This is a genomic window from Chitinophaga parva, from assembly GCF_003071345.1.
Classification (GTDB): Bacteria; Bacteroidota; Bacteroidia; order Chitinophagales; family Chitinophagaceae; genus Chitinophaga; species Chitinophaga parva.
In genome coordinates this window covers 2,237,181-2,252,767 of the sequence record NZ_QCYK01000002.1, presented here as the reverse complement: position 1 = coordinate 2,252,767, position 15,587 = coordinate 2,237,181, and the positions used below count along the sequence as shown (strand labels likewise).

The window sequence follows — 15,587 nt, the reverse complement described above, 5'->3', positions numbered from 1 at the left end:
AAAACGGCTATATGGAGCGCTTCAACCGCAGCTTCAGGACAGAGGTGTTGGATGCATATTGTTTTACCCGGCTCAAGGATGCGCAAACAATGGCGTATGCATGGATGTGGGTCTATAACAACGAGCGCCCTCATAGCGCCCTCGGGTACCGGCCGCCAGTGGCCTTCCTTGAGGAACGTCTTCAGGGCTACGCCCTTCCGACGTTCCTCAAGGACCAAAGATTTGAATGGAAAGATTTAGTTTTGAATGTTACTAACTGAGGGAAGCTTTCATGCTACAACACGACATGTTACATGCGCTGTTTATGAGGACACCATTCTGATATTAAAAGGGTACTTAGTTGTATCATCAGTAGATGTTGACAATAATGGAAACATATCATACAATTCAATAATTACAGGCTGTTTAATTGGCTTTAAAACAGCCCTTGGAAATTCCGTATTAACTGATCTGGACCTATCAGAACTCAAGCACACCTACAACATAGATAATATACTTAGCAGCCAGGGTCCTTCAAACACCAGCTATTTGCCATATATCGAAGTTTTTGATAAAACTGCTAATGCACACACAAATCAATTTTATCAACTAGGTAGAGGATATATTTATGGCTTCATAGATTACGGATATGTAAATAAGAATGCTGACTATAACACTTCCTATGCCTATAATAACATCAAAAACTTCCAACCAGGCATATGGGTGAATGAGTATGTTGCCCGCATTTTCAATTCGGTTGGATATACTTTTGAAATAAACGACACATCCACATTCAAAGACTTTTGGAAAAGGTTAATCATTCCATCAAGTTCAGGAACGTTGACCTACACATCAACTGACCATAGGGCAGTTATGACAACAACTACAACTACTGACCAGGATTTCAACTGGGTTTTGAAAAGTAGCACTGATGAGCTATACAGTTATCCAGTGAAGTGGACTGCAATTAGCGACAACTACCTATTGGACTACGGTCCTGCATATGGCAGTGGTCCATCTGGTAACAGAACACAAAACATCCTCGTTTGCAAAAGAACCTTCACCAGCGATGCAAGAATACAAGTAAGTGGCAGTTACCAGAATGATTTACCAGCTGGATTTGATGACACATTTTCAATCCAACTCGTAAAAAGAGATTTTTTAACAGACGTTGATTTAACAACATGGACTGTGCTTGCAGAGCAGCGCGTAACTATTCCAGAAAATAGCAGCAAGCCTTACGTTCCATTTTCAGTTGACATGATATTGCAACAAACAGATTTCACCACATCTGAACAACTACAGGTAAGACTTCTGCAAAATACTGGAGCAAGTGGAGTCATTTATTCCAAGTTCAATATCACCAGCGCCACTTTGCAATTTTCCAAAGACGCAACTTCAGCCATTACAGTTAATGTAGAGGTGGGAGACTACATCACACCAGCAGCGCCAACAGGAATAAAGCAGATTGATTTCTTGAAAGGATTGTTTTCTTTATTCAATATTTATTGCTACACTGACAATTCAAATCCAAGCCATTTCCATTTATCAACCTATGACTACTATTATGCTTACGCCAACGCTGCAACAATTAAAACAACTGCATTGGATTGGAGTAATAAAGTTGATTTATCAAAGGGTATCAAAATAACTAACAACACCACGATTCCAAAAAACTATCTATTTTCCTTCAAAGATGATAGTGATTACTTCAATGATACGTACAAAAAGAAGTGGAATGAAACATATTCACAACTAGCCTTTGATGGTATTGGGTATGCGGATCAAAAAACAATAACATTGCCCTTTAGCCCTTCGCCCATGATGGCTATCAGTGGCACTTATCGGATGTATCCCTTATTCGCCAAAAATGGATCTTCGATTGACACGAAACAACCAAGCAATGTGAACATTAGAATATTGTATTTCAATGACTTACATGCCTGTGCGCAATACCAAATAGGCGACGATAGCTTGAATCTATCAACTGGCGAATGGACATTTAACACCTTATCTACACTCGATAATTATGCACTAGTTAGCAACTATATTTTCGATCCAGCATCCAGGTATTTGAACACCCCAAATGATAGCGATGGAAACCCATCTGCATTGGTGCCAATATCAGATTTGCATTTTAGTTCACCAAGAGAGTTCTATTTCCTAGCTGATGATAACTATTTGGACGTATCAACAAGTTTTCAATACTATCAAAATCAGATTGCGGAGCTAATTGATGCTAATCTGATAATAATAGATATTGATATCCATTTAACTGAAACAGATATAAATCAAATCGATCTAAGGATTCCTGTATTTTTGAATTTGCCTAATGGTTATGGTTACTTCAAAATACTTTCAATCAACTACTCCAGCAACAAAAACACATCAACAGTTAAGCTACAAAAGATTGTGTTATAGGTCTGTCAATATTTAAAGAATTAATGGCAGATAACTCTCAACAAAAAATAATTTTATCGGTTGATACAGGCAATTCCCAGCAGAACATTGATGATGTAAAACAATCGGCAGATTCTTTGAAAGACTCCCTTGATAAGGTCAACAACACCAAACCAGGCGATGCAGGGGCTACTAGTTTCAAAAATTTTCGCCAAGCAATACGCGAAGCCAATAATGAAGCCCAGCAATTGCTTAAAACACAAGGACAAAATAGTGACGGCTATAAGGAAGCGGCTAAAAGAGTAGCTGAGTTGAAAGACCAGCAGGATGAATACAACCAAAGCATAGAAGCCTTCAATCCAGATAATAAGCTACAAGCACTTGGCAGTCTAGCAAAAGGCGCAACTGGCGCAATACAAGGTGTTGCTGGGGCATTTACGGCATTAGGAGTGGATAGTAAAACAGCAGAAGAGTCAATTGCGCGTTTGCAAGGTCTCATGGCCTTCTCTGGTGCCTTAAATAGTTTGGATGATATTAAAAACTCTTACAAAAACCTTATCGCTGTTCTTGGTCTAACTACAACTGCTACAGAAGGTTTAACAGTGGCAGAACAAGCTGCAGGAGTTGCTTTGAAGTCAATTGGCATTGGTTTAATTGTTGCAGCCGTAGCCTATTTAGTATCAAATTTCGACGAATTAAAAGAAACTGTCTTAAAACTCATACCCGGTTTAAATAACGCTGGCGACACTTTTAATAAGATAAAAGCAGTAGTCATTGGCGTTGGGAATGCAGTCATTCAATATACGATTGCCCCATTAAAAAGTGCAATTGATCTAATACATGGTGACTTTAAAAAAGCGCAAGATGATTTTGTGAATGGATTCAATCTAATTGGAAACGCCCAACAAGGATATTTAGATGCAAGAGCAAAACAAGCAAAACAAGCAGAAATTGATCTGACTGCTGAAAGAGTGAAAGGCCTTGAATATGGTTTAAAACAATACAAAGAAGGCAGCCAGGAATACATAACTATTCAAAAAGAACTAGATAAACAACGCCTTATTGCCACCCAAGATAATGAAGAAGAAAGGTTAAAGGCAACGCAAGACATCCAAACCCGCCAGAACCAAGAAAGAATAAAAGCCCAGGATGAAGCCGATAAAAAAGCAGAAGAAGCAAGAAAGAAGGCTGATGAAGCAGCAAAAGCAGCTAGGGAAAAAGCAGCCCAAGAAAGGAAAGCTGCTATGGATGAAATTGCAAAAGACCTAGCTGACGCTGATAAGGCAATCTTTTCAAACAGTGCTTCTCAAAGAGATCAGGACTTGAAAGAATTGGAATTTGATTATCAAAAAAGATTGGACTTATTCAATAAAAATGGGCAAGATACAACAAGGCTAACGGAAGCATATAAGTACCAGGAAGCCGAAATAAACAAAAAATATGACGATCAAATAAATGATTTCATCCAGAAAGCAAAAGATAAGACTACAAACGTTTCCCAGCAGAAACGTGATGAAATAAACAAGTCATTTGATGACATGTTAAAGAATGCCACTGAAAAAGAAAAAGAAGCAATTGAGCAATTAAGACTGGATCAGTTAAACAGTACTGACACAGAAGAAACATTACACACTGCCACTGTTAACGCAAATGTCAATGTAATCAAGACGACAACCGAAAACACAGCAGATAAAAAGGACGATCCGCAAACTGCTTTTGATAAGAAGAAGGCTGTTTTAGATGCGCAAGTTCAAGCAGAAAACGCAAGTTATCAAGAGGAATTGAATCTTCAACAAGGCAACCAGGAGCAAATTGAGTTACTAACTGCCAATCATGAAGCAAAGCTTACAGAAATAACTAATCAACAAACAGAAGCAAGAAAGGAACTAGCCACAGCAGAAGCAGACCACAAAAGAAAAGAACTTGATTTGGCTGCAAATGATTTAAATGCATTTAGCGACCTAGCAGGCAAGCAAACTGCAACAGGCAAGGCATTGAGCGTAGCCAGTGCAACTATCAGTACTTATGAGGCTGGCACCAAAGCCTATTTAGATGGCCTTGAAGTTGGTGGGCCATATGGAATTGTATTAGGTATTGCCAGTGCGGCGGCAGCAGTGGCAGCAGGGATTTCAAATGTTAAAAAAATACTCTCAGTCAAAGTACCAGGTACCAGTGATTCAGTCTCCGCCCCTTCCCTATCCGCTACAAGCATATCAAGCATTTCAGCACCTAGCATTTCAGCAGCATCATTAAATCAAACTACAACTGCAAATGTAAATGTGACGAATTTAAAAGATATGCAGATCAAGGCTTATGTAACGCAGAAGGATTTGAAGGAAACAAATGACAGGATTGATTATCAAAATAAGATAAGTACGTTTTAGCTCTTTCTAAATCTATCCAAATACCTTTCAAGATGATAGTACATCTCACTCGGAAATATATCTCTGAGAAACTCACTATCGTAAAACGGACCATTGAAGGTCCATCTATAGAATGGCCGATTGAGCGCCCTCGCCTTCTCAACTCTATCAGCAGGTAGTGAACTAAGCACCTTCTGAAACTCGGCTTCAAACGCCTTCTCCGTTTCATAATCGCCCAGATGGAAGTAACTTTTATCAGTTTGAAATATAGATACAATTTGCACTAAACGCATGGATTGTTCTGCATTTAGTAAGTTGGTGAACTGTGCTGAAATCTGTAACCTATTAGCGCGAAATTCGTATGGCAATTCAATTTTATCGTATTCAGCCCTTTGCTCGGAGGACATCCCTTCAATTATTTGATATAAGCCATTTTCGGCAACGTTTTGCTTTGGGGTCATATTTAAAATTTTATACAAGATACTTAAAAAAGTAAATGAAAATACCAACCTATGAAATAACAATTGATCCAACTGAAGATTCCTTTGTGAGTGCAATTGCATTGGTTCAGCATCCAGCCATTGAAGAGAATTTTTTGAAATTTTCAAAAATTGAAAAATTCATCTTCTCAACAGATGATGACAAACATGAACGGCAAATTCAATACCTACAAGACTTTTCATTTTCTCAAGATAACCTTCAAAATATGGCAACAAACCTTTAACCTGTTTGTTTTCATTAAGCATCCTTTGTTTAATCAAATCAGCAGTGAAGTCATGTTCATTCTCAACGAGCATTTTTACAACTTCTTTAAAGCGCTTCACCAGAATTTCAAGCTTCAAGTTTTCAATCTCATAATCCGCCGAAGACCGCCGAATTACACGCCGAGATGCATTCCAATCTCTTTCTTTAATGTAGATGCCAGTTGCTATTTCTTTTTTACTATCCCCAACGGCTATACGCATATAAACAGGTACTTCACCGCGCTTATTTACTTTTGACTTATAAAGCCAAAAAGAATAATCAACACTTAATATGTTCATTTTAAATTAGTTAGATGGTGACTGGAAATTCAACAGAGGTTACTGGAGAGGTTACTGGGGTTATGGGGGCCTACAAACGAAAAAAGGGTCAGCGAAATGAATCGCCAACCCTAATAAGTTGATTTTCAGTATCTCTTTAGATTGTAAGAGATTGGTTTTCAGTGAATTGTGCCCAGAACAGGAATCGAACCTGCACTCCGTTGCCGAAACAAGATTTTGAGTCTAGCGCGTCTACCAATTCCGCCATCTGGGCAATACAGCCACCCTTTCGGTAACTGCGGGCTGCAAAAGTAAATAAATCCAGAAAAAAAGCAAATTTATTTTCAAATTCCCCTCTAAAAACCTTACCCGGGAAATTATAAAGTCCCGAAATTATTTTGCTATCCTGGCGGCCGCAACCCGTGTACCCAAACCACCCTTATCTATATGTTCAGATTTTTTTGCGCAACTGTAGCCCTCACTGTGGCCTCCCTATGCCTTTACGCAGCCCCAGGGCAATGACACCGATTCCCTCGTGGAAGAAGCCGTCGCTCAGGGCCACATCATCGACTCCATCAGAAATTCGGAACACTATGAAACCGGCACCATAAAACTCAGCAATGGCAAGGCGGAGATCCACGTGCCCCCCGGTTTCAAATTCCTCAACAAAGAACAAAGCATCGACGTGCTCACCAAACTGTGGGGCAATCCCCCGGAAGTGGCCAACAAAACCCTGGGCATGATCTTTCCCGAAAATGCCGATCCTTTCACCGACAGCAGCTTTGTATTCGTGGTCTCCTACGACGAAATGGGCTACGTGAAGGACGACGACGCGGCTAAGATCAATTACAATGACCTCCTGAAGCAGATCCAGGACGGCGAAAAAGAAGATAACGAAAACCGCAAAAAAGAAGGCTATTCTACCATGCACCTCATCGGTTGGGCACAGGCTCCCTTCTACGACAAGCAAAACAAAGTGCTCCACTGGGCCAAGGACATCCAGGTAGGCGATGCCGAGCAGTCCCGCGACGAACGGACCCTCAATTACGAGATCCGTATCCTGGGCCGCAAAGGCGTACTGTCCATTGATGTCATCTGCACCATGCATGAACTGCCCCAGGTGAATGCCAACATCGAAAAGGTACTGCACATGGCTTCTTTCACGGAAGGTAACAGCTACTTCGACTTCGATCCCAAAATAGACAAGGTAGCCGCATGGACCATCGGCACCCTGGTAGCGGGCAAGATCCTCGCAAAGGTTGGCTTGCTGGCCATCTTTGGCAAATACCTCCTGGCCTTCTGGAAGTTCATCCTCATCGGCCTGGGCGCCATCGGCAGCTTCTTCCGCAAAATATTCCGCCGCAAAAAAGCGGAGTCTAACGTAGACGATTACACGCAGGCAGCTGACGCTGCTGCCATCGAAACGCCTGCTGAAGCAGCGGCGACATCCGATACGCCACCTGCCCTCCCCACAGAAGAAGGCACGGCAACGGACAATCCCCATGCATAGATCACCGCATTCTCATTACATAAAAAGGCCCGCGAAGCATATCGCGGGCCTTTGTGTTTGTATAATGATTGGTTATTGGTCAGCGGCGTTTGCGGTACAGCAGCAGGACAGCAGCCCCTATCAGCAATATGCCCGGCAGCAGGCCAAAGAATAGTACCCGCATAGTGGTCACTCCTTTATCGTCACTGTCTATCGAGTCTTTAGAGGCACGGGCGCCAATGTTCACCGGGTAACGTTCATCTGAGAACCAGCGGAACAGTTCTGTGATCAACGGCTGGTTCCAGACACCGGGCTGGTGGCGGTTCAGCTCTCCCGTGCTCATGAAGTCTGCATCACCGGCTATCACAATGCGTTGTTTTCCTTTCTGCAAACCTATTGCCAACACATGGTGGTCTTTGGACTGCAACAGCGGAATGCGCTGAAACCCCTGCTGGGACACCGTTTCCAACGCCAGCGCACCTGGCATGGATACAATGGCGCTGTCATGGCTGTAACCACCCAGCATCGGCTCCAGCATACCCGCGCTATCCGGCAGTGTAGCCAGGATGAAGTCTGGTGCATAATCGCGGCTGGGCTCCTGCACTGCACTTGCGCCGGCAGTAACACCCAGCTTGGCCAGCAAAGGCGCTACCAGCGGGGCATCACCAGGTTCTGTGAGCAGGAAGAGGTTATGTCCCTGGGCCACATAGGCTCCCAATCTCGCTTGTGCCGCGGGCGATAAGGCCTGTTTGGGATCGGCCAGTACCAGTACCACAGTTTTAGCAGGAATGTCCTGGGTATCCAGGTGCACGGTATCCACGTTGAAGCCCTGGTTGATCAGCGCCCGGCGGAAGGTCACTTCAGTGGCAAACATATGGTAGTCCGCATCACCTGCACGGTGGATATCGCGCTCCCCGTCGCCACTCACAAAAGTTACCAACGGAATGGAATCCGGTGCCACCAGGCGTTTCAGGGCCGCGGTAATTTCCTGCTCACTGGGATAGATCATGAAGTCATCATAGTAGCGCAGAAAGGTCTTCTGGTTGCCGTATTGCAGCTGGCGCACCAGGCGGTTCTCCTCCGGGCGCAGGTCTACCTGTTGGCGGATGCGGGCCGGCGACAGCACCTTGCTGAAATCAAGGTTTTGTATGTCGGCTACCTTTCGTGCTATCTGCTCATCACTTTGCCCGGGGTAATTTTTATACAGGCTCTTATTGTTCGCCAGGTCGTAATAGTATACGTACTCCATTTGCAGGTCTGGCATAAACCGGCGGTAAGGCGTCAGCAGGCGCTCGTCTTCGCTTTTCTTTTCCGGCGCTGCCAGGTAGTAGTTGTTGTCAAAGATGTTTACATACGTGGTGATCTTTAGCGGCTTATCCATGTGATGGATCAGGTCAAGGCTTTGCGGGCCCAGGGTGTGTTGCTTTGTCGCGGTCATATCTACATAGCCGGTCAGCACGGGCCTTGAACTTACATAACCGATCAGGAAGCAACTGAATACCAAACCTGCATAGCGCATAATCTTTATCCAGCGCGGCTTTCCATCACGCTGATCCTGGAGGCGCATGCTGGTGAGGCAAAGGAAGAAACCGATCACCAGCAGGAAGTACACCAGGTCTTCGGTACCAATGAGGCCATAGATAAACTTCTCCGTTCTGCCGGCTATTGACATAAAATAAGTTACGTGCCGTACTGCATCATTGCCCTGGAACAAGGTACCTACGAAGTTCAATCCCGCTAATACCGCCAGGGTGCTGATAGCCGCCACTACCTGGTAAGTAGTGAGTGAAGACATAAACAACCCGATGGCAGCATAAGCGCAGATCAGCAGGTAAAGCCCTAACGCGCCGGATGCCAGTAAAGACCAGTCAATATGATCAATGAAAAATGCACCGGACCATGCATACAGGCAAATGATCACCAGCAGCATGGCTCCATATCCCATCATGGCCAGGTATTTACCCAGCACAATGTCGCGCACCTTGATGGGCGACGAGAGCAGCAATTTCATAGAACCACTGTGGGTTTCCCGGCTGATAAGGCCCATAGTAAGCAGCGGGATATAGAAATACAAAGTATTCTTCACCCCCGGGTAAAACCCTTGCTGCTTGTTGGCAAACACGATCATGGTCACATCCGTAAAATGATGCCCCATGCGCTGGGAGCGGCCCAGCATCTGTATGTAGTACAGGAAGTCCAGGCCTATTTGCACCGGGAATACGATCAATATCAACCACGCAATGGGTGAGCAAAACAACAGGCTTAGCTCCTGCCACGCTATCTTTCTTATTACTTTCATGACGGGTTTCCGGGTTTAGGTTTTTTGTTGGACAGTTGTGCAAAAATGGCATCCAGCGAGCTTTTCTCCAGGGTGATCTCTTTCAGCCTCCACCCCTGCTGCACGCTCATCACCACGATGTGCTCCGCGATATCCGCATGCGGATCAAAATGCATACGCAGGATCTTATCTGCCAGGAAGTCTACCTGCCGCACGCCGGGAATGGCCAGCAACGTGGCTTTGGGCGGAGGGTTTTCCATCGTGGTTACCAGGCTGTCCGGCTCTATGTAATTATTGAATGCGTCCAGGCTGTCTTTGAACACAATGCGCCCGCCTTCGATCATGATGATGTCCTGGCAGGTGGCTTGTATCTCTGAAAGGATATGCGAAGAAAAGATCACTGCACGGTCAGTTGCAATTTCTTTAATGAGCTGGCGCACCTCCAGGATCTGGTTAGGGTCCAGTCCATTGGTTGGTTCATCCAGCACTACCAGCAAAGGCTTGTGAATAATGGCCTGGGCTATGCCCACGCGCTGGCGGTACCCGCCGGAAAGGTTGCCGATCAGTCGCTTACTGAAATGCGCTACGCCACAACGCTCCTTTACCGCTTCCACGGCTGGTTTCACGTCCCGTTTATCCAGCAGGCGGATGTGCGCGCAATAGGTCAGGTATTCATCCACGGTCTGTTCCAGGTACAAAGGTGCGTTCTGTGGCAGGAAGCCAATATGCCGTTTGGCCAGCTCCGGTTGCTCCCGCATATTAATGCCTTCAATGAGCACCTTGCCTTCCGTTTGGCTCAGCACCCCGCAGAGGATATTCATGGTGGTAGACTTACCAGCGCCGTTGGACCCCAGCAGGCCCAGGATACCCTGCCGGTTGATCCCGAAGCTGATGTCCTGTATCGCCCAGTCTTTGCTGTAACGGTGCGAGAGCCCTTCAATGGTAACGATGTTGTTTTGCATGTAAGATCAATTGAAAAAAATAATAGCCAGGGCTGCCCCTGCCGGGACGGAATGAAATCCGTACCCGGTCAGCAGGACAAGCCACATTGAAACAGGGCATCAACCGTATTTATGGATTTTGAGGCCAGTCCGGGTTGAAGACCATGGCGGTAGGCCACAACTCGCGGACATAAGCATTGCTGCCTGGCTCCAGGGTATAAGTAGTTCCTTCTGCTACGTGCGTGATGGTTTTCCTGAAGCGCGGGTCCTTGTTCAGCCGCTTCAGGTCAATAATGCGCATGCCGGTGAATGCCAGTTCCCGTCTTCTTTCTTCCAGCACAAAGCGGAGCACCTTATCTGCATCATTTCCAAAATCAGCCACGGTAAAGGCTTTATAGGTGGCGGGCGCAATGCGGGTAGCACGTAGTTTGTTCACGTCTGCCAGTGCCTCATCTAACTTGTTAGCACGGGCATTGCACTCCGCACGGGTCAGGTAAAGCTCTGGTACGCCGAGGTAATTGTTATAATAGTCCCCGCGCAGGAAGATGCGCACCCCGAAGCGGTTCATGTAATTGTAAGGCGGTGCAGGCGGCCATCCGTTGGCATAATACAGGTTCCAGCGGCAGTCGTCATTTGTAAACAAGGCCGTGAGCTCCGGCGATGCACAAACATCCATGCCCAATCCAAAAGGCCGCAGGAAGTGCCTGGCCACAATCGTTTCAGGGTTCAGTTGCGCATCCGGGATATTGGTCCATCCCAGCGGTGCACCGGGCACATTGGGGAAGGGACCGGGTATGGTCACTTTGTAGGTGTTCATATCCGTGAGCCCACTTTGCAGGGACAAGGCCAGGTCTGCATTCTTTTTAGCATTGTCATAATCGCCCATGAACAGGTAGGCGCGGGCAAGCACCGCGTAGCCGCCGGCTTTGGAAGCACGGAATTTCGTGAGCTTATGTTGCAGGGGCAGGTCTGCCACGGCGGCGGTGGCATCTGCGATCACCTGGTCGTACACTTCTTTCACCGTATTGCGCACAAACTTGGCATTGATGTCTGCCACCGTGGCAATGGGAATACCATAATCCTTTGCAGCGGTAGCAGCATCATAGTGCTGGGCATACACGTTCACCAACTGCAGATGCTCCATGGCCCGCCCCAGCAGCGCTTCTGCGCGGACACTGCGCTTGTTGCCATCCGTGCCTTCCGTGGCATCCATGATGTTATTGATCACGGTATTGAAATAGAAAATGCGTTTATATCCCTCGCTCCAGAGAAAATCATTCGCATTGTCTTCATATGGATGATTATTAAAAATATAAGCTTTACGGCCATAGAGCTGCTGCTTGCTGTAAAGGTTACCTGGCTCCCCTTCCGGCAGGAAGGCATCGTCAGATCCCAGGTCCCAGTAGTAGTCGCCGTAGTTCACCATGGTGCCGGAGTTCAGCATGTTCTCAAAGTCTGTCACCGTGGTGGGAATGAATTTGTCCTTGGGCTTAATGTCCAGGAATTTGTTGCATGCGCACAGCGTCAGCATGGCGGCGCCAATCGTATAAAGAGTGAGTTGCTTCATGTGTTGCAGTGTTAGAAGTTCAGGTCAAAACCGGCCATATAGGTAGGCATTATAGGTGTGGTTCTCCGCATCTGAGGTGCTGCCATGTAGTAGGCTTCCGGGTCTATACCAGGCCCGTTCCTGAACCAGGCAAACGGGTTCTGTACCTGCAGGGTGAAGCGGGCGGAGGAGAATTTGTTTTGCCAAACGCTGCCCGGCAAGGTATACATCAGGGAAATGTCCCGCACCTTTATGTAGTCTGCTTTCAGGATGTTCTTATCTGCCGCAAACCACATGGTAGAGAAGTAACTACCTCCATTGCCCTGCAGGTCCGGCGCCGGGATAGTGGAAGGGTTCTTTTCATCCCCCGGCTTGCGCCAGAAATTCTTCACGCGGCTGTCCTGGTTAAAAGTGATGTTGTAATAACTCTGCACGCCTACCACATCACGGAGGGCATTACCACCGTTGGCAACCAGGATCACGTTCAGCGTCAGTTGTTTCCAGCTCACACTGTTGGTAAAGCCGATGGTGTATTTGGGGCGAAGTGTGCCACTGTACACCAGGCCATTTACATCTGTCATATTAGACACGATGTTGCCATTGCTGTCGTAGTTCTTCACCACCTTACCGCTGGCATCGTACACCATCTCAGAACCATTGGTAGGGTCCAGGCCTGCGTAGCGGAAGCTGTACAGCGCGTCCATTGGCTTGCCTACCACGTCTACCCCGTATCCATTGGTCATGCCGTAGATATCCGGTGTGCGGGTATCTATGCGGGTCATCTTGTTGTGGTTAATGCTCAGCGCCAGGTTGCTGCTCCAGTTGAATGTGCGGCCGCGCACGTTCACGGTGTTCAGTGCCAGCTCGAAGCCTTTATTGGTCATGGCGCCATAGTTGATCAATGCGGAAGGGAATGCATTGGTAGGATCCGTGGCGCGCTGGCCCAGCAGGTCCGTGGTATGGCGGATGTAATAATCCACGGAGCCGGAAATACGGTTTTGCAGCACGGCAAAGTCTAACCCGATATTGGTGCTGGCTGTTTTTTCCCAACGCAGGGATTTATTAGGCGGGTAAATAATATCCGTAGCAGTGGCACCGCCCTCCAGGAAGAAAGAGCTCTGCGCCTGCAGGTAAGGCCCCACAGTGCGGGCCACGTTGCCGCCCAGGCCATAAGTAGTACGCAGGGTCAGGTTGTTAAGCCAGGCCACCTCCTTCAGGAAATCTTCCTGCATAATATGCCAGCTGGCGCCGGCAGACCACAGGGGCAGGTAGCGATAACGCGGGTCGGTGCCAAACAGGTTGGAGTTGTCCACGCGCACACTACCGGTCAGGTTGTACTTATCGTTGTAGGTGTAGCCAATATTGCCGTAGCCGGAAATATAACGGTCTTCCCCGTACGAAAAGTTGTTGTTATTATTATACTGCAGGGAAAACGTGTTGGTAAGGGATTCCGTGCCCTTCAGGCTGCCCAGGGCTATCTGGTCCACCGGCAGGAACTGCAGGTTATTATCGCTGTATCCCATGCGGAATACGGAGGTGGACGCACTTACAATATCACGGCGCTCCCCGCCTGCCAGTGCGGTAATGCGGTGCCGGGAGCCAAACTTGCGGTCAAAGTTCAACTGTGCCCGCGCGGTATAGGAATGTGAGTCGCTACGGGTTTCCGCTACCTGTCCTCCATCCGGCACGTTCCTGGTGATCTGCCCGTCAACGATCTGGGTAGCATCGTTGATCATGGATTTAACGTAGTAGGAATTAGCCGTATAATAGGTTTTATTATAGCCGGTACCGCGCTCCGTCTGGTACTTGATATCCAGGTTGAGGCCAGGCATAAACTTCACCGTAAATCCACCCTGCAAGCGGAAGTAGTTAGAAGAATACACCGGGAACGACTGGTTCATTTCCAGCAGGGGATTGTAGGTTTCATCATACAACCCAAGGCTTTTCAGGCGCTGGATCTCGTATTCGGATTTAGGCTGGGTGAAAGAGGCATAGCTGCCATCAGGATTTTTAAGGACTTCATAGGGCATGTTCAGGTACATGCTTGTAGGATCAAGGGTCATAAAAGTGCCCTTGGTAAGATTGGTGGCAATGCCTGCATCTGCATCCAGCCATTTGAACACCTTCACCTTTTCCTTCAGCCCTATATTTACCTGCTGGTCGCCGCTGCGCAGGCCATTACCCCTGGAGCCGGTGTAGTTCATGGACAGGTTATACTGTTGTATATCGTTGCCACCGTCTACAGACAAGGCGTAGCGCTGCCGCGCGGATTGGCGGGAATACAGGTCTTTCCATTGCTGCGGCCCGTTTGCCTGGCGCAGGCTGTTCAGGGTACTATCCAGTTGCTGCTGGGTAATAATGCCTTGTTCCGCGTTGTACAGCGCAGTGATGGCGCCCGGTGTGCGGCTACGCTGGGTAGACTCCGTATAACTGGGATGCCAGATGTTGAAATATTCCTGCTGGAGGTCTACCATTTCTTTTGAATCGAGGAAATGCAGCTTTCCTTCATCCGGCACCGGCGTTATCATGATGGAGCTACTGAAGTTCACCTTCGTTTTATGGTTGCCGCCACTGCGGGTGGTGATGGAGATCACACCATTTGCCGCGCGCGTACCATAAATGGAAGCAGCTGCCGCATCCTTCATCACCGTTACGTTCACCACGTCCGAGGGGTTAATGAAGTTGATGTCCCCTTCGTACGGGAATCCATCCACTACATACAAAGGCGCCTGGTTGCCATAGAGCGTGGCCAGGCCACGGATATTTACACCGCCATTGTTCATGAAAAGCCCTGGTACCGTGCCTTCCAGGCGGTCCAGCACATTGGTTTCCAGGCGGGTGCTCAATGTTTTTTCCGTTACAATGCCGAATGCACCGGTAGCGCGTTCCTTGGGGATATTCTGGTAGCCGGTGTTGGCAGACACGTTGAGCGCAGCGAGGTTAGAAGTGCTCAGGGACAGGCCGATATTGCCAACCCTTTTTGCCTGCACCATACCAGCAGTGACAACGATCTCTCTAGACCCATAGCCTACGAAACTGATGCGCAAGGTATGACCGGCGGCAGCTTCCACGGTAAATTCCCCGGCGGTATTGGTCATGGTGGATTGATGCGTATCCAGGTTGGTCACCGTGGCGCCAATGAGCGTGCCACCCAGGCTGTCTGTTACACGGCCGGTTACCGGAGTCAGCACCAATGGTGCCTCCGCTCCCGCTTCCGCTTCATGCTTACCAAACAGCATGATGGTATTGCCGGCTATTTTGTAGCGGATGGACTGGTCCTGCAGCAATACATCGAGAAAGTCGGTGAGCGGCATCTGCTTCGCGGAAAGCGTTACCGGGTGGGCATTGTGGAGCAATTCAGATTTACCCCAAACAACATACCCCGTTTGATGTTTGATCTCGGAAAATACTTTTTCCAGGGAAACACCCTTGCCGGAAAAAGTGATGCCTTGTGAAAATGTAGTGGCCGACACATGAAGGCACAAGACCAACAACAGCACGGAAGTGAGTTTCATGATCCTAACGATTTTGGTTGCGAGCCGGCATGGCAGTCCCGGACGGCTCCTGTA

General features: G+C 47.4%; 10 protein-coding genes and 1 tRNA gene. 4 read left to right on the top strand and 7 right to left on the bottom strand.

Annotated elements, in window-relative coordinates; translation table 11 throughout:
- The 3 genes from DCC81_RS19260 to DCC81_RS19250 form a co-directional block, all read left to right on the top strand.
- Positions 1-260 (top strand): integrase core domain-containing protein (locus DCC81_RS19260; RefSeq protein ID WP_133177726.1); only part of this gene is annotated, 260 nt, incomplete at its 5' end.
- On the top strand, positions 247-2,400 hold the full coding sequence (locus DCC81_RS19255; RefSeq protein ID WP_108688197.1) for a hypothetical protein: 2,154 nt from the start codon (positions 247-249) through the stop codon (positions 2,398-2,400). The genes DCC81_RS19260 and DCC81_RS19255, both read left to right, overlap by 14 nt.
- Positions 2,401-2,423: 23 nt before the next feature.
- Complete coding sequence (locus DCC81_RS19250) at positions 2,424-4,763, top strand: hypothetical protein (protein WP_108688196.1); 2,340 nt, start codon at positions 2,424-2,426, stop codon at positions 4,761-4,763.
- On the opposite strand, the gene DCC81_RS19245 is transcribed toward DCC81_RS19250, so the two are convergent.
- The 3 genes from DCC81_RS19245 to DCC81_RS19235 form a co-directional block, all read right to left on the bottom strand.
- Positions 4,760-5,203, bottom strand: coding sequence for a hypothetical protein (locus tag DCC81_RS19245; protein ID WP_133177725.1), 444 nt, complete (start codon positions 5,201-5,203; stop codon positions 4,760-4,762). The genes DCC81_RS19250 and DCC81_RS19245 overlap by 4 nt on opposite strands.
- A 159-nt stretch (positions 5,204-5,362) precedes the next feature.
- Positions 5,363-5,785 carry an Arm DNA-binding domain-containing protein gene (locus DCC81_RS19240; protein ID WP_108688194.1) on the bottom strand — a complete coding sequence of 141 codons (423 nt, stop codon included), beginning with the start codon at positions 5,783-5,785 and terminating at the stop codon, positions 5,363-5,365.
- A gap of 169 nt (positions 5,786-5,954) precedes the next feature.
- Positions 5,955-6,038, bottom strand: a tRNA-Leu gene (locus tag DCC81_RS19235).
- A gap of 261 nt (positions 6,039-6,299) precedes the next feature.
- On the opposite strand from DCC81_RS19235, the gene DCC81_RS19230 reads away from it, so the two are divergent.
- The gene (locus DCC81_RS19230) at positions 6,300-7,274 is read left to right on the top strand and encodes a DUF2167 domain-containing protein (protein ID WP_165806653.1); all 975 of its coding nucleotides are present in this window, start codon (positions 6,300-6,302) and stop codon (positions 7,272-7,274) included.
- 79 nt (positions 7,275-7,353) lie between these two features.
- Here the strand turns inward: DCC81_RS19230 and DCC81_RS19225 are convergent, their stop codons facing one another.
- The 4 genes from DCC81_RS19225 to DCC81_RS19210 all read right to left on the bottom strand — a co-directional run bounded on the left by DCC81_RS19225 (position 7,354) and on the right by DCC81_RS19210 (position 15,533).
- On the bottom strand, positions 7,354-9,552 hold the full coding sequence (locus tag DCC81_RS19225; RefSeq protein WP_108688192.1) for a DUF4350 domain-containing protein: 2,199 nt from the start codon (positions 9,550-9,552) through the stop codon (positions 7,354-7,356).
- Complete coding sequence (locus tag DCC81_RS19220) at positions 9,549-10,493, bottom strand: ABC transporter ATP-binding protein (protein ID WP_108688191.1); 945 nt, start codon at positions 10,491-10,493, stop codon at positions 9,549-9,551. The genes DCC81_RS19225 and DCC81_RS19220 overlap by 4 nt, the downstream gene beginning before the upstream one ends.
- A 109-nt stretch (positions 10,494-10,602) precedes the next feature.
- On the bottom strand, positions 10,603-12,039 hold the full coding sequence (locus tag DCC81_RS19215; protein ID WP_108688190.1) for a RagB/SusD family nutrient uptake outer membrane protein: 1,437 nt from the start codon (positions 12,037-12,039) through the stop codon (positions 10,603-10,605).
- Positions 12,040-12,050: 11 nt separating this feature from the next.
- A complete protein-coding gene (locus DCC81_RS19210; protein ID WP_165806652.1) occupies positions 12,051-15,533 on the bottom strand; it encodes a SusC/RagA family TonB-linked outer membrane protein in 3,483 nt (1,160 codons plus the stop codon).
- Positions 15,534-15,587 lie beyond the last annotated feature (54 nt).

Excerpts from the sequence above, each read along its gene's own strand:
- DCC81_RS19250 (WP_108688196.1), top strand. The coding sequence starts at position 2,424 with ATGGCAGATAACTCTCAACAAAAAATAATTTTATCGGTTGATACAGGC.
- DCC81_RS19225 (WP_108688192.1), bottom strand. The coding sequence starts at position 9,552 with ATGAAAGTAATAAGAAAGATAGCGTGGCAGGAGCTAAGCCTGTTGTTT.
- DCC81_RS19245 (WP_133177725.1), bottom strand. The coding sequence starts at position 5,203 with ATGACCCCAAAGCAAAACGTTGCCGAAAATGGCTTATATCAAATAATT.
- DCC81_RS19220 (WP_108688191.1), bottom strand. The coding sequence starts at position 10,493 with ATGCAAAACAACATCGTTACCATTGAAGGGCTCTCGCACCGTTACAGC.
- DCC81_RS19255 (WP_108688197.1), top strand. The coding sequence starts at position 247 with ATGTTACTAACTGAGGGAAGCTTTCATGCTACAACACGACATGTTACA.
- DCC81_RS19240 (WP_108688194.1), bottom strand. The coding sequence starts at position 5,785 with ATGAACATATTAAGTGTTGATTATTCTTTTTGGCTTTATAAGTCAAAA.
- DCC81_RS19210 (WP_165806652.1), bottom strand. The coding sequence starts at position 15,533 with ATGAAACTCACTTCCGTGCTGTTGTTGGTCTTGTGCCTTCATGTGTCG.
- DCC81_RS19215 (WP_108688190.1), bottom strand. The coding sequence starts at position 12,039 with ATGAAGCAACTCACTCTTTATACGATTGGCGCCGCCATGCTGACGCTG.